The 12,849-nt window shown below is 51.8% G+C and carries 12 protein-coding genes and 3 pseudogenes; 8 read left to right on the top strand and 7 right to left on the bottom strand.

Annotated features, from left to right (window positions below):
• The first annotated feature begins 1 nt into the window (after position 1).
• Positions 2-511, top strand: a complete 510-nt coding sequence (locus V3W49_RS09655; RefSeq protein WP_500145141.1) for a DUF2247 family protein — start codon at positions 2-4, stop codon at positions 509-511.
• 43 nt (positions 512-554) lie between these two features.
• Here the strand turns inward: V3W49_RS09655 and V3W49_RS09660 are convergent, their stop codons facing one another.
• Positions 555-959, bottom strand: a complete 405-nt coding sequence (locus V3W49_RS09660) for a SymE family type I addiction module toxin (RefSeq protein WP_500145142.1) — start codon at positions 957-959, stop codon at positions 555-557.
• Between the two features lie 126 nt (positions 960-1,085).
• Entirely contained in the window at positions 1,086-1,310 is a 225-nt protein-coding gene (locus V3W49_RS09665) for a hypothetical protein (protein ID WP_500145143.1), read from the bottom strand.
• A gap of 202 nt (positions 1,311-1,512) precedes the next feature.
• Here V3W49_RS09665 and V3W49_RS09670 point away from each other — a divergent pair.
• The 3 genes and pseudogenes from V3W49_RS09670 to cdiI form a co-directional block, all read left to right on the top strand.
• A pseudogene (locus V3W49_RS09670) lies at positions 1,513-4,086 on the top strand (hemagglutinin repeat-containing protein); the annotation flags it as partial.
• An 84-nt stretch (positions 4,087-4,170) separates the two neighbouring features.
• Positions 4,171-4,539 (top strand): annotated as a pseudogene (locus tag V3W49_RS09675) (CdiA family toxin C-terminal domain-containing protein); the annotation flags it as partial.
• 8 nt (positions 4,540-4,547) lie between these two features.
• Positions 4,548-4,913: a ribonuclease toxin immunity protein CdiI gene (gene cdiI, locus V3W49_RS09680; RefSeq protein WP_500145144.1), complete on the top strand. Its 366-nt coding sequence runs from the start codon at positions 4,548-4,550 to the stop codon at positions 4,911-4,913.
• A gap of 57 nt (positions 4,914-4,970) precedes the next feature.
• On the opposite strand, the pseudogene V3W49_RS09685 reads toward cdiI, so the two are convergent.
• A pseudogene (locus V3W49_RS09685) lies at positions 4,971-5,126 on the bottom strand (SymE family type I addiction module toxin); the annotation flags it as partial.
• Positions 5,127-6,224: 1,098 nt separating this feature from the next.
• On the opposite strand from V3W49_RS09685, the gene V3W49_RS09690 reads away from it, so the two are divergent.
• The 3 genes from V3W49_RS09690 to V3W49_RS09700 are packed head-to-tail and all read left to right on the top strand — an operon-like array spanning position 6,225 to position 7,938.
• On the top strand, positions 6,225-6,902 hold the full coding sequence (locus tag V3W49_RS09690; protein ID WP_500145145.1) for a CsgG/HfaB family protein: 678 nt from the start codon (positions 6,225-6,227) through the stop codon (positions 6,900-6,902).
• A 12-nt stretch (positions 6,903-6,914) separates the two neighbouring features.
• Positions 6,915-7,271 (top strand): DUF4810 domain-containing protein, encoded by a 357-nt coding sequence (locus V3W49_RS09695; protein WP_500145146.1) that lies wholly within the window; start codon positions 6,915-6,917, stop codon positions 7,269-7,271.
• A gap of 1 nt (position 7,272) precedes the next feature.
• On the top strand, positions 7,273-7,938 hold the full coding sequence (locus tag V3W49_RS09700; protein ID WP_500145147.1) for a DUF799 domain-containing protein: 666 nt from the start codon (positions 7,273-7,275) through the stop codon (positions 7,936-7,938).
• A gap of 108 nt (positions 7,939-8,046) precedes the next feature.
• On the opposite strand, the gene V3W49_RS09705 is transcribed toward V3W49_RS09700, so the two are convergent.
• On the bottom strand, positions 8,047-9,609 hold the full coding sequence (locus V3W49_RS09705; RefSeq protein WP_500145148.1) for an MFS transporter: 1,563 nt from the start codon (positions 9,607-9,609) through the stop codon (positions 8,047-8,049).
• Between the two features lie 303 nt (positions 9,610-9,912).
• On the opposite strand from V3W49_RS09705, the gene cueR reads away from it, so the two are divergent.
• Positions 9,913-10,320 (top strand): Cu(I)-responsive transcriptional regulator, encoded by a 408-nt coding sequence (cueR, locus tag V3W49_RS09710; protein ID WP_500145149.1) that lies wholly within the window; start codon positions 9,913-9,915, stop codon positions 10,318-10,320.
• Here the strand turns inward: cueR and V3W49_RS09715 are convergent.
• The 3 genes from V3W49_RS09715 to V3W49_RS09725 all read right to left on the bottom strand — a co-directional run bounded on the left by V3W49_RS09715 (position 10,309) and on the right by V3W49_RS09725 (position 12,747).
• Positions 10,309-10,770 carry an NfeD family protein gene (locus tag V3W49_RS09715; protein WP_500145150.1) on the bottom strand — a complete coding sequence of 154 codons (462 nt, stop codon included), beginning with the start codon at positions 10,768-10,770 and terminating at the stop codon, positions 10,309-10,311. The genes cueR and V3W49_RS09715 overlap by 12 nt on opposite strands.
• Positions 10,767-11,684 carry an SPFH domain-containing protein gene (locus V3W49_RS09720; protein WP_500145151.1) on the bottom strand — a complete coding sequence of 306 codons (918 nt, stop codon included), beginning with the start codon at positions 11,682-11,684 and terminating at the stop codon, positions 10,767-10,769. Before V3W49_RS09720 ends, V3W49_RS09715 begins: the two co-directional genes overlap by 4 nt.
• Before the next feature lie 208 nt (positions 11,685-11,892).
• Positions 11,893-12,747, bottom strand: coding sequence for a co-chaperone YbbN (locus V3W49_RS09725; protein ID WP_500145152.1), 855 nt, complete (start codon positions 12,745-12,747; stop codon positions 11,893-11,895).
• Between the last annotated feature and the right edge of the window lie 102 nt (positions 12,748-12,849).

A 12,849-nucleotide genomic window follows, 5' to 3' on the forward strand; every position in this document is an offset into this window, starting at 1 on the left:
CATGAATTTATATCCAATACCTTTTAATTTTATTGATAAGAATATTTATCTTTCATGGTGTGATGTAAAGTGGGGTTATGAGAATAATTTCATAACATCAGAAGTGCCAATAAAAAAAGCAGAAAATAATGTCTTGACAGGAAGTTATACTAATTCTGAGCTTGAATTGTCATTCATTATATCTAGTGAAGCAAATCACGTGGCTCCTTTGTTAAAGGAGCTGTGTTCAGAAAGTGAGCAGAAAGATGAACTGATAATCAAAGGAAAATGGTTGTTTATTGTTCTGAGTTGGTTGTGGCATAACCGTGATAAATTTGAAGATCCGTTAGCTGAAGTTGAGATTATTTATGCTGATTTTGATTATCCATCAGAGATAGAAAGTTTTATTAAATACATGCCTCCTTCTGATGGGTATGATCCATCAATACACTCTCAAGTGGAAAATGTTAATCATTTAATGGATAAGTGGAAAAGTTATTTGGAAAGAGGAGCTGCTATATTTAAAAGCTAGATAAATCCCGGCCTCAATACCGGGATTGTTTTTTATCAGTCAGTTACCGCTTCCTGGATGCTGTTATCCCCTCAATAAAACCGGCCACCTGTTGCTGTTTACGGGGGGAAAACTTACAGACCCGCTTCAGCGTCTGCATAATCTCCGGCACTGGCGCCGGTGCCGGTTGTGCTGTCAGTACCAGGCAGCCATTCATCACCCGCACCTGAAGCAGCGTTCCGGTTTCAAAACCTGCCTCTTTAAGCCAGTGACCCTTAAGGGTTATCTGCGGCAGGGGATCGGGCTGGCCGCCGTTGGGGCGGTAGCCAACGGTACACTGACGCAGTTGTGTCCGGGGTGTGACGGGCTCTGATTTACCGTTTTCGTGACCTGTGCTGGTATATTCATTTTTCTGGTTACGTTGTGTTTTGGAAATAACCGTCTGTGGCTTATGATGTGTATCAGCCATAATAACTACCTCCGATAGTTGTTGTGGTCAGCGGCCTGTCAGTGTTTGCAGCACTGGCGGGCCGCGTCTGTATTAATAAGTGAGCTTCTCTGCTGTCTTCCTTCGTTAATAAATTATGCGCTGTCGTTATTTTAACCTGTAATAAAATACAGTGGTGTGATGTTTTTCTTTTTTCTGAATCTGGTTCGCAATATTTAAATGGATTTTCAGTGTTGTTCCATTCTCGGAATGATATTTCATGGTGGGTGTAATTTTCAGGGGGAATATGTTCTCACGGTGAATATTCCGTTCACTTTGCGTTTCTTTTTCATATGCCAGTTCCGGCACCGGTGAACGGGTAAGGAGGCTCAAACGCCGCCTCCTTACGACCTGGCTTTCCGGCGTGAAAATCGCCCTTCGGGTACCCTCCGCTAATTCCCGGCAGCCGGACGGGTCGGGCGTGACGGCACGTCCGTGTGCCGCACGCCCTCAGCCCGACGTCCTGTCGGGCTGACCCTGGCAGCCGTGAACGCTCCGGCGATTTCCAGGCCGGGATGGGTGCCTTCGTGCCAGTAGTACCGTTGGCAGCAGCGGCGGGAATGTGTCGCTGAGCGCCGGGAATCTGGCCACGGTTCACGGCAGCGATGTGGTGGCGGGGCAGGATATCAGTATTACCGGTCGCGATGTGGCGATAACCGCGGCGCAGAACAGTCATACCGAGCTGACGAAGACCGAGACGAAGAGCAGCGGGCTGACGCTGGGGCTTTCGGGTTCGGTGGGCAGCGCGCTGAATACGGCGACGCAGCAGGCGCGGGCGGCGGGTAAGGAGGATGATGGCCGGCTGGCGGCGCTGAAGGGGACCCAGGCAGCGCTGACGGGTTATCAGGCAGTGCAGGCGGGCAGGCTGGCGGCGGTGTCGGACGATAAGAAGGACGGGAATACCGTTGGTGTGATGCTGAGCTACGGCAGTCAGAAGTCGACCTCGGAGAGCCGTCTTGAGCAGCGTACGTCCTCCGGAAGCACCTTAACGGCGGGCAGGGATATGACCATCCGGGCCACGGGAGACGCCAGCGGTCAGGGCGGCGACCTGGCGGTGCAGGGCAGCCAGCTGACGGCGGGGCGCGATATGGCGCTCACGGCGAACCGGGATATCAGTCTGAGTTCGGGGCAGAACAGCGAACGGCTGAGCGGCAGCAATAAGAGCAGCGGCGGCAGCGTGGGAGTGGGTATCGCGGTGGGCTCGGGCAGCGCCGGTTTTACGGTGTCGGCGAGCGTAAACCAGAGTCAGGGTCGCGAGAAGGGCAACGGTCTGACCCATACGGAGACCACGGTGGACGCGGGTCGCCTGGTGAGTATCAGCAGCGGGCGGGATACGCTGTTGCAGGGCGCCCAGGTGAGCGGTGAGTCGATAAAGGCGGACGTGGGCCGTAACCTGACGATGAAGAGCGAGCAGGACAGCGACCGCTATGATATGAAGCAGAGCGGCAGCAGCGCCGGCGCGAGCGTGACCTGGGGCGCGGGGGCCAGCGGCTCGGCGAGCGTGAGCGCGAGCCGTGACAAAATGCACAGCAATTTTGATTCGGTGCAGGAGCAGACGGGGCTGTTTGCGGGTAAGGGCGGCTTCGATGTGACGGTGGGCGAGCATACGCAGCTGGATGGCGCTGTGATAGCCTCGACGGCATCCCCGGACAAAAATAAGCTGGATACCGGCACGCTGGGCTGGAGCGATATTCACAATCAGGCTGACTATAAGGTGGAGCACCAGAGCGCGGGGCTTTCCACGGGCGGTAGCGTGGGCGGTCAGTTTATTGGTAACGCGGCGAGCAGCCTGCTGGTGGGGATGAACGGCGAGGGGCATGACAGCAGCACCACGCATGCCGCCGTCAGCGAGGGCACCATCACTATCCGGGATAAGGATAAGCAGACTCAGGATGTGGCAGAGCTTTCCCGGGATACTGAACATGCGGCGAACGGTCTGAGTCCGATATTTGATAAGGAGAAGGAGCAGCAGCGGCTTCAGGAAGCGCAGCTTATCGGGGAGATAGGCCGCCAGGTGGGGGATATTGCGACGACGGAAGGGCAGATAGCCGGATGAAGGCGAAGCAGGATCCGGCGGCGCTGGCAGAGGCGAAAGCGCAACTGGAGCGGGAAGGAAAACCGTTCAGCGATAAGGATGTGGCGGAGCGGGCCTACAACAATGTGATGCAGTAGTTCGGTACCGGAAGTGCGTTGCAGCAGGGTATTCAGGCGGCGACGGCGGCGGTGCAGGGTCTGGCGGGGGGGCAATCTTGCTCAGGCTATCAGCGGTGCGTCGGCGCCGTATCTGGCGGAGCAGATACACAAGCTTGCGCCGGACGAGGCCAGCCGTGCGATGGCGCACGCGGTGGTGGGCGCGGTGACTTCCTGGGCTGCGGGTAACAGCGCGGCGGCGGGTGCCGCCGGAGCGGTGAGCGGTGAAGTAATGGCGCAACTGGTGATGGGGCAGCTGTATCCGGGTAAGAAGGTCAGTGAACTGACAGAAACGGAGAAGCAGACCATCAGTACGCTGGGTACGCTGGCGGCAGGTCTTGCGGGTGGTCTTGCCGGAAACAGTACGGCGGATGCGGTGGCAGGGGCGCAGGCCGGGAAGAATTCGGCGGAAAATAACTATCTGAGCGTGTCAGAGAAAACAGAACTTGAGATAGCGAAGCAGAAGCTCCAGAACAGCAAAGACCCGGCAGAGCGAGAGAAAGCGCAGCAGAAAATCAATGAACTGCGCGAAAAGGATATCGCCAGTGACAAGGAAGTGATTGATGCGTGTAGCAATGGCAATGCAGGGAGTGCGGCGTGTGCGAGTGCAAGACTGAAAGTTATTGAAGCTAAAGAAGGGTATGAGGGCCTCGGTAACTACAACTCGAAAGCCAGCCAGCAGTATGCGGATGCTTACGGGCAGATAGTGAACCTGCTGAATATCACCAGCGTTGATGCACAGAATCAGCAGCAGGTGAAGGATGCGATGGTGAACTATGCCATGGTGCAGCTTGGGGTTGATAAGGCGACGGCTGAGAACTATGTCGAGACCTATGATGGGATGAAGACGGTTTCGGCATCAATGACGCCCGTGTTGGGCGCTGCAGTTGTTGGTAAACTCAGCTCGCTGGCTGAAAAAATTGTTGTTTATCCATCAGGAATTAATTTCAGAGTTGATCAACCCAAGCATCTGGCAACCGTAGATGGTTTTACTCAGAAAAATGGGATTTCGGGTGGTCATAACGCCAATGCGTTTTATGATGCAGCTAAAGAGTACAATGTGAAGATAGTCAGTGAAACCCCGACAGGAGTGAAGGGTATCACTGAGGTGAAATATCTGGTTCCAACCAAGAATCGGGATGGAAGCCTTACGGGGGAATATAAAACTACTGTTGAGACTAAGACTATCTATGATCCTAATGTATTCACCGACCAGAAAATCTTAGAGCTTGGGCAACAGGCCGCTGCTAAGGGATTCAATGAGGCAATGTCGAGTAAGAGTGGTCAGGCAAATGTAACCGTGGATGGTGTTAATTTTAGAATTTATGTAGATAAAACGACTGGAACAGTTCGTAACTTCCATCCTAATTGAGGTGACTCATGATAAAAGAATTATTTACTCAACAAGATGTAGATGGTGGACTCAATTTAATTGCTGCGTCCTATTTTGACAGAATGTACGAGGATGGTGATTTTATTGAAGCTCTTGAATTGTTTTCTAGTGGCGGCTCTTTAAATAAAGATGGTGCTTACTGTAACTTTCCCGACATGAACAGCTACGATGAAAGCGAACATTTCGAGGGGGTGGAGTTTGCTGTAGGTTACCCTCCTTCTGAAGCGGAAACCGTCATTGTCAGTGAAGAAACCTGTTATCACTATGTCCGACTAGCCTGTGAAAGATATCTGAAGCTTCACCCGGAAGATACAGAAAAAGTAAATAGTTTACTGTCAAAACTTCCTTCTTGATAAAAAGATCCCGGTCATTAAGCCGGGATCTTTTTACCTGTTATTCAGCAGGCCGGATAACCAGTTGCCTTTAAGGTGCAGACTGGGTGACCGGCTGTAGTAAGTGGTCACGCCGGTAGTGGAATTTTCGTGACGTATGCTGGTATATCCGACTTTCAGGTTGCGTTGCGTTTTGGAAATAACCGCCTGTGGCTTATGATGTGCATCAGCCATAATAACTACCTCCGATAGTTGTTGTGGTCAGCGGCCTGTCAGTGTTAGCGCACTGGCGGGCCGCGCCTGTATTAATAAGTGAGCTTCTCTGCTGTCTTCCTTTATTAATAAATTATGCGTTGTCGTTATTTTAACCTGTAATAAAATACAGTGGTGTGCTATTTTTCTGCTTTCTGAATCTGGTTCGCAATATTTAAATGGATTTTCAGTGTTGTTTCATTCTCAGAATAATATTTCATGCCGGGTGCCGTTTTCAGGAGAAATATGTGCTCGCGGTGAATGTTCCGTTCACTTTGCGTTTCTTTTTCATATGTCAGTTCCGGTACCGGTGAACGGGTAAGGAGGCTCAGGCGCCGCCTCCTTACAACCTGGCTTTCCGGCAATGGAAACCGTCGCTGCGCGATTCCCTGCGCTTTTCCCGGCAGCCGGACGGGTCGGGCGTGACGGCACCTCCCTGTGCCGCACGCCCTCAGCCCGACGTCCTGTCGGGCTGACCCTGGCAGCCGTGAACGCTCCGGCGATTTCCAGGCCGGGGGGCCGTTGTAACCGCCGAAGCCGGAAACCGTCCGGAGACCGGCATCCTGGGGGAGCGATATTCACAATCAGGCTGACTATAAGGTGGATCATCAGAGCGTGGAGCTCTCTTATGGCTTAAAAGCAAAATATTAAACCAGTTTTTTCTCTTTATTAAGATGGATTGCGGTGAATTTTAATGAAAGAAAAACTTTTAATTTTGAGTAATGCATTTTTAGTCTGTATAACACAGGGAAAATGGTAGCCAGGCGAGTAAAGTAAAGCGATATTAACGATTAAGAATATATAAGGAAAAGTTTATTGTAATCTCATCGTGGAACATTAAAATGGCTTTGTCCTCTGGGTGGCAACAGTGGGTAGAGATACGTTTATGTATTGTTATAAAATTCTCTATTGTTAGCATTGTAGCGAATATTCCTAAAATAAGTAGTTCTTTAGACGTTGAGGTGGGGCTTATTCCCCTTTTCCAGCTTTTATATAACATTCTGATGTCTGTAAGACATTGTGCATCCAGGCAGGATAGCGATTTATTCCATTAGAATTTTTAAAGGAAATAAAAATAGTATGGTCAACAAAGTCATCATAGCTTCACTTTGCTTTAGCGCTCTATTGCTTACCGGTTGTGCTACAGAATCCCATCGCTCAGTGGAGGTCGCAAAAGTTGCGGCTTATCAATCGACATGGCAGGGGCCACGCAGCCCGATCTCAGTTGGCAAATTTGATAATCGTTCTGGATATATGAATGGCATATTTTCCGATGGTGTTGACCGGTTAGGCAACCAGTCAAAAACTATTCTGGTTACCCATTTACAGCAGACCGGTCGCTTCAATGTGCTGGACCGTATGAATATGGATGAGATTAAAACTGAAGCGGGTATTAGCGGCAAGAGCCAGCAATTGAAAGGGGCGGCCTGGGTTATTACGGGGGATGTAACTGAGTTTGGCCGTAAAGAGACTGGCGACAGGGCCCTGTTTGGTATTCTGGGGCGTGGTAAATCACAGGTGGCTTATGCGAAAGTCGCCCTGAATGTGGTTAATGTCAGAACGTCGGAAGTGGTTTTCTCTTCACAGGGGGCGGGGGAATATGCGCTGTCTAACCGTGAAATACTGGGTTTTGGCGGAACTGCCAGCTATGACTCTACGCTGAATGGAAAAGTATTGGACCTTGCTATTCGTGAAGCGGTTAATAATCTGGTTGCTGGTATCGAGAATGGTCGCTGGAACCCCTCTGCTATAAATTAAAAGGAATTAATCATGGAATACTTAAGCAAGGTTGCTGCTTTTAGCGCAGCGTTATTGATGCTGGCGGGCTGCACCACTAAGGCCCCAGAGAAAATTTATACATGGAGAAGCTATCAGGATTCGATCTACCACTATTATACCCACGAAACCAGTCCACAGGAGCAGATCGCTGAATTACAGAAACTGATTGAAGAGTCGAAAGCGACCAACAAGCCGGTTCCTCCTGGTGTCCATGCCCAATTGGGCATGCTCTATAGCAATACAGGAAATGCAGACCGGGCTAAAGCTGAATTTAATGCTGAAAAAATGCAGTATCCGGAATCGACACCTTATATCGATTTTCTGACCATGAAAAAAGGGATTGAATAAAATGAAAGGATTCTTGCCGCTATTAGTCATTATTTCTTCCCTGATAGTAACAGGGTGTGCAAAAAACACTCAAAAAGCGACTGACTACTCGGCTTTCCGGGAAAGTAATCCTCGCAGCATTCTGGTGCTTCCTCCTGTCAATAAGTCACCGGATGTCAATGCCAGTCAGAGTTTCCTTAGTGGTGTCACTATGCCGCTAGCCGAATCTGGCTATTATGTGTTCCCGGTAGCGGTTGTCGATGAGACATTCAGGCAAAACGGCGTCACGGCCCCGGAAGATATCAGCGCTATTCCTCTGAAAAAGCTACAGGAAATCTTTGGCGCTGATAGTGTTATGTATATTACAGTTACGGACTATGGGACGTCATATCAGGTTGTGAACAGCGATACGCGGGTAACGGCAACGGCGCGTTTAGTGGATGCGCGTTCTGGCAAAGAGTTATGGAAAGGCAGCGCAACAGCTTCGACGAATGAAGGGCAGAATAACAATAATGGCGGATTGTTGGGCATTTTGATCACGGCAGCTGTGGCTCAGATTTCCAATACGGCAACCGATAAAGCACATGATATTGCCGAAGTGACCAGTATACGGTTGTTTAGCGCAGGGAAAAATGGTGGCTTGTTGTATGGCCCCCGTTCACCAAAATATGGCCAGACGGCGCAATAGCGACCATTAATAAAATAAAAAAATGGCCATTATCTGGCCGTTTTTTTCATTATCATCTCTAAACCACCTCCAGGGGAGGTGGTGATTTATTTTGTGTGGTACTTCCCGCTACCCCTGCTGCGTGGTACTTGCCATCTCAGGCCTGTCATTTTTGACGGCGGGCGCATCGAATATTTTACGGCACACCTTGCTGTTGCCCCAACACTCTTCATAGCGATAGCCGATTAACTCTTCCATTACCGCGCGTACCTCTGGCGCCACCTGGGCTATTTCGCCGCCCGCTTTAATTCTTGCCACTTCACCAAGCACTATCAGGTGCGTTTTGCGGTTCAGCTTCATCTGATGACTGAAAATCATCCCCACGATCGCAAGCGAGATAACGCCAATGCAAAATACTGCGGCAATCGCCATTACGGCGCTTTCTGGCTGGGTATGGGACTTAGACTGGAAGCCGTAGAAACTGAGAATCGCGCCCATCACGAAGACGATAACCGAGCGCATCAGTTTGCCAGAGAAGGTCATCGCCCCCGCGTAGATCCCTTCCCGGCGGCGTCCCGTAAAGGCTTCATCAATATCCGCCAGAAAGGTGTAAACCGTCCAGGGAATGTAATAAACGCCGCCGGTACCGATACCGAACACGACGGTGATCGCCAGCATCGCCGCCGTGGCATACTGCTGTGGTACCTTAAGTACATAGAGCAGGCTATAGCAAATAACAGAGAATATAACGATGGACAGCGCCAGAATATAGGGTTTACTGAAGCTGTGTTTTACACAGATGGCAATAAAGATCGCGGTAGAGAAAAGCTGCAGCATGGAGTTCAGGCTGCTTAATCCGGCCACCATCGCCGGGTCGTATTGCAGTACGAAAATGATGAAATAGGTGAAAACCGAAGCGAACAGCCATTCTGCGCCGAAGCCGCACAGGTACATACCCAAATGCTTACGAAATACCCGCAGGTGGAAGGTCGATTTTATGTCGCACATCAGGGCTAACATTGTTCGCGCCAGCGTCATTTTTTTCTCTTCGCGTGGCGCGCTATCTTGCTCCTGACGCTCCCAGGAAAATAGATACAGCATGCCGATGGCACAGAATAAAATAGCGCCATAGGTCAAGGCGGTGAAAAAGAAAGGCGCCGCAGAATCTTTACCATAGATCAGAATGAACTGTCCCGGAATGAATGCTGCCAGAAAGTTGGCAATTTTACCAAAAATGGCCTTGTAACCAGTCAGCCTGGAGCGTGCTGCAAAGTCGGTGGTCATTTCTGTGGCAAGCGTTTCATAGGGCACCATGACCGAGGTATAAATCAGTTCGAACAGTACGTAGGTGGAAAGGTAATACCAGAAGCCAAAACCTTCTACCCACAGTAGCGGGTAGACCATCATGAGTGGAATACCGAGCAGGATGAAGAAGCGGCGGCGGCCAAATCGCTTACCGAGCCTGGTTTTACCAAAATTGTCAGAGAGGTAACCCATTAGCGGATTGCTAATAGCATCTATGATGCTGGCGACAGAGAAGATTGTCGTCGCCTGTATCAGTGTCAGACCACAGAAGGTGGTGTAGAAATAGAGTAACCAGATACCTGCGATAGCCAGAGCGCCGCTACCTAATAAATTTCCCCCTCCATAGGCCAGCTGATGCCGTAATAAAATGGGTTTTTCTACGTTCATAAACGCCTCGCCATTAAATAAAACAATGTTTTGTTTTTATTGGTTGTGCGTTTTGTATTATTAGTTGAGATGTTTTTTTGTGATTTTTGTCCCATTTACAGTAATCAGTCGGGGTTATCAGGTGAGTTTGGGATGTAGTTAACAGTATTGCCTTTAGATATTGATTGCCAAATGAAACTATTAGCATTTGTGATTTTGCCGTGATGAAGAATGACAGGAGAGGGGCTTTTTCCTCAGCCGGCTATCGCTTGCCCCCATGGTTATTGCGCGTAAACTAGCCGGTAGCAACATACAGGAGGCAGCATGAACATTAGCGACGTGGCGAAACGCACCGGGCTGACCAGTAAAGCGATCCGTTTTTATGAAGAGAAGGGGCTGGTGACGGCGCCGATTCGCAGCGAAAATGGCTATCGCAGCTATGACCAGAAGCATCTTGAGGAGCTGACGCTGCTACGCCAGGCGCGCCAGGTGGGCTTTAATCTGGAAGAGTGTCGGGAACTGATTAGCCTGTTTAATAATCCCCGGCGCCACAGCGCAGACGTGAAAGCACGTACTCTGCAAAAGGTGGCGGATATTGAACGCCATATCGAAGAGTTGAAGGGGATGCGCCAGCAGTTGCTGGCGCTTGCGGAAAGCTGTCCGGGGGACGATGGCGCCGACTGTCCGATTATCGATAACCTTTCCGGCTGCTGTCGCCGCTCACAGGCCTGAGGCGCAGGCCTCTATTCGCAGCGTGATCCCCTCTATCGCCACCACTTTTACCCGCGATCCGGCGGGCAGATCGTGGTCGGCGACTACCGGCCAGCGGCTGTCGCCGACCCGGGCCTGGCCGCGCCCGTTAATCAGGGCTTCATCCAGCACCAGCACCTGGCCAATCATTGACTGGCCGCGCTGGTTGATGCCGTTAGCGGGCTGTTCGCGGTTGCGTGCGGCCATCCAGCGCCACCAGCAAAAGGCGCACAGCACTGTCAGCAGCGCGAAGCTGGCTCCCTGCCATTCCCAGCTCAGGGGCAGCAGCCAGCTTAAAACGCCGACAATCACGGCGGCGATGCCGCTCCACAGCAGATAACCGCCGGTGCCCAGCATCTCGGCAGCCAGCAGTAAGCCACCCAGCGTCAGCCAGAAAACGTGCGGATGTTCGACCAGCATGGCGGCAATCATGATGGCTTACGCTCTTTCGCGCTCTCCTTCAGCAGTTCGCCGATCCCGGCGATGGAGCCCATCAGGCTGCTGGCCTCCAGCGGCATTAGCACCACCTTGCTGTTTTCGGCGCCGCCAATTTGCTGTAGCGCTTCGGTATATTTCTGGGCGACAAAGTAGTTGATGGCCTGGATATCCCCGGCGGCGATGGCTTCAGAAACCATTTTGGTGGCGCGACCTTCCGCTTCGGCCTGGCGCTCACGCGCTTCGGCCTGCAGGAATGCCGACTGGCGATCCCCTTCGGCGCGCAGAATACGCGACTGCTTGTCGCCTTCCGCTTTCAGAATTTCGGCCTGGCGTACCCCTTCCGCCTCCAGAATGTAGGCGCGTTTGGTACGTTCCGCCTTCATCTGAGCGTTCATCGATGAAATCAGCTCCTCAGGGGGGCGCACATCGCGGATCTCAATACGGGTGATTTTCACGCCCCAGGGGTTGGTGGCGTCATCGACGATATGCAGCAGGCGGCTGTTGATGCTGTCGCGCTGAGAGAGCATCTCGTCCAGTTCCATAGAGCCGAGCACGGTACGGATATTGGTCATGGTCAGGTTAATGATGGCCAGTTCAAGGTTGCTGACCTCATAGGCCGCCTTAGCGGAGTCGATTACCTGAATAAAGCACACAGCGTCGATAGAGACATTGGCGTTATCGCGGGAGATAACTTCCTGGGAAGGAATATCAAGCACCTGCTCCATCATATTGATTTTACGGCCTATGCGGTCCATAAACGGCACCACCAGCCCCAGGCCCGGCTGTAGTGTGCGGGTATAGCGCCCGAAACGCTCCACGGTCCACTGAAAACCCTGAGGAACGATTTTCACTCCGGCGGCCACCACCACCAGCGCCACAATAATCAGAACCAGAATCACCATCATCATCGAAAACCCTCCTGTTTTCGCTCAACCCGCCGAATATTCAACATCGTGATAATAAAGCCCGGATGAATTATATGCGTTTAAGTGTGGCTAATACTAACGGATAGCGCCATTTTTTGAGGATTCAGAAGAGGGGGCGCAAAATTAAGGAAACGCCAGGCAACAGAAGGGGTAAAACGGGGCCGTCATCGCCCCGTGAGGCATGCCGGAATCAGTAAAGCAGGGAATAGAGCTGGCGGCGGAAGCGGGAAGCCAGCGGATCGCCGGTACCCAGTGCGGCCAGAATTTCCTGAAACAGTTTGCGGACTTCGCCGTCGCCTGCGCCCAGATCCTGCTTCAGATGACCGAACAGCAGTTCCAGCGCCTCTTCATTGCGTCCTACCTGTTGAAGCTGAAGCGCCAGCTGGTTCGCAAGCTGAGGATCGTTCGGGTTCTGTTCAACCTGCTGCTGAAGCTGCTGGATTTCCGGAGTGTCTGCCGCCTGGCGCAGCAGATCGATCTGCGCCAGCAGCCCCTGATAGCGGGTATCCTGATCCTGAAGTGGGATGGTTTTCAGCACCGCTTCGGCATCGTCCGGGCGATTCAGGGCCAGCTGAACTTCCGCCAGTTGCAGGCCGTACTCGCTGGCCTGGCCGGAAAGCTGCCAGGCGTCTTTTAAGAGCGGCAGCGCTTCATCGAATTTGCCTTCCTGCATCAGTTGGGTCGCTTCCTGCGCTTTCAGCTCTTCTTCGCGCGGCAGCACTTTATCCAGCAGAGCGCGAATGGCCTCTTCCGGTTGGGGGCCTTCAAAACCGTCCACCGGTTGACCGTTCTGGAACAGATAAACGGTCGGAATGGCGCGCAGTCCGAACTGCGAAGCCAGCATTTGTTCCGCGTCACAGTCCACCTTCGCCAGCACAAACTGCCCGTGATACTGGTTGGCGAGGCTTTCGAGCACCGGGGTAAGCTGCTGACAGTGCTGGCTGCGTTCTGACCAGAAGTAAAACAGTACGGGAACCGTCATAGATTGTTCCAGGGTCTGGCGCAGGTTTGCTTCGCTGATGTCGATAATCGTCTGTGTGGACATGGGTTGCTCTCTGTTTAGCGTTTCATCTCTATACCCGTCATACTTCAAGCTGCAGGTGCGTTGGCCGCGCTCGTTCACCCAGGTCACATAGTACGGCTATGC

It is taken from the genome of Rosenbergiella sp. YN46 (assembly GCF_036620675.1).
Classification (GTDB): Bacteria; Pseudomonadota; Gammaproteobacteria; order Enterobacterales; family Enterobacteriaceae; genus Jejubacter.